This window comes from Methylobacterium pseudosasicola, assembly GCF_900114535.1.
GTDB lineage: Bacteria > Pseudomonadota > Alphaproteobacteria > Rhizobiales > Beijerinckiaceae > Methylobacterium > Methylobacterium pseudosasicola.
The window spans coordinates 1-1,350 of sequence record NZ_FOTK01000126.1 but is presented as its reverse complement, the minus strand read 5'-3'; the positions used below and the strand labels follow the sequence as shown (position 1 = coordinate 1,350).

Annotated in this window: 1 protein-coding gene; it reads right to left on the bottom strand. The window is 65.7% G+C overall.

Annotated elements, in window-relative coordinates; all coding sequences use genetic code 11:
* Positions 1 to 197: 197 nt before the first annotated feature.
* Positions 198 to 1,159 (bottom strand): IS630 family transposase gene (locus BM228_RS33475; RefSeq protein WP_092047641.1). Its coding sequence is split into 2 segments (ribosomal slippage): positions 198 to 820 and positions 820 to 1,159, totalling 963 coding nucleotides; the frame shifts between segments, so codons are not numbered across the junction.
* Between the last annotated feature and the right edge of the window lie 191 nt (positions 1,160 to 1,350).

Sequence of the window (1,350 nt, the reverse complement as noted above, 5' to 3'; positions counted from 1 at the left end):
ACGCCGTGCTTCAGCCGAAAGGGGACGTCGACGGCGTAAGCCCAGCGCGACAAATAGCAAGCGAAAACGCTCTAAAACGCAACTGTAATGCTAGCTGTCTGGATGTGAGACCTCCTTGGCGTCTTCAACGATGCGCATGGCGCATTTGATGAGACTGGGACTGGGTTGTCTGTATGTTGGGTTAGAGCCGTTCCCAGTCAGGTAGCGACGACCAAGTCGTTCTCGTAGCCGGCTGCGGCGAGGTACTTGCGGCACTCCTGCGGGGTGAAGCGCGTGAAGGCCTGGCGGATCGCCACCCAGAGATCCGGGATCGTGCGGGCTGACGCGCTGCGCAACAGCGCCTTCAGCTTTGCGAAGGCCAGTTCAATCGGGTTGAAATCAGGGCTGTAGGACGGAAGGTAGAGCAGCCGCGCTCCTGCGGCCTCGATCGCCTCACGCACGCCGGCGACCTTGTGGGCTGGCAGGTTGTCCATGACGACGATGTCGCCAGGGTGCAGCACCGGGATCAGGGTCTCGGTGACGTAGCTGCGGAAGCGCCTGCCGTTCGTGGGACCGTCCAATAGCGCGGTGGCACACAGTCGGCTGGTGCGCAGGGCGGCGGTGACGGTGGTGGTTTTGTAGTGGCCCAACGGGGTCGTGAGCCGGCAGCGCTCGCCGCGCGGCGCCCAACCGTAGCGGCGCGCCATGTTGGTGGCGGCCGCCGTCTCATCCAGGAACACCAGCCGCTCCGGGTCGAGCTCGGGCTGTGCCTTGAACCACGCCTCGCGGGCAGCTCTCACGTCCACACGCTCCTGCTCAGCTGCGTATGTCGCCCCCTTTTCCAGCTGATCCCGTGGCGGGCAAAGAAGCGCGACAGGCCGCTCGTGCTGGTCTGGATGCCCTGCTCAGCCAGCCGGTCGCGCAGTTCGCGCAGGAAGAGGCGTGGCTCCTGCTCGGAGGTCGCCAGGATCAGCCCGGCATGCGCCTCTACTCGCTTCGAGGTGTGATCGCCGCCCATCGGCTTGGAGGCGAGTTGGCCCTCGTGGCGGAAGCGCTGCGACCAGCGGCTGGCGCTCGACACGCTGATCCCAAAGCGAGCCGCGACTCGGTGGCACGAGGCACCCGCCGCCACGGCAGCTACGACACGCTCGCGCAAGTCGACGGACAGAGGTGAAGGCATTGGAATGCTCCTTCACCCGTCAACGCGCCACCCGCTAACCCGTCGCAATCAGCTCGGGACCGGCTCTAGCTAATGCGGGATCAGCTTCGAGGCGCTGACGCAGCACCATTTCGGGCGAGAGCCCGTTCAGCACGCGCTGCTGGCGGCCGTTGTAGGCCGCGTTGAAGCCGCGCAGCACGATCTCCAGGTCG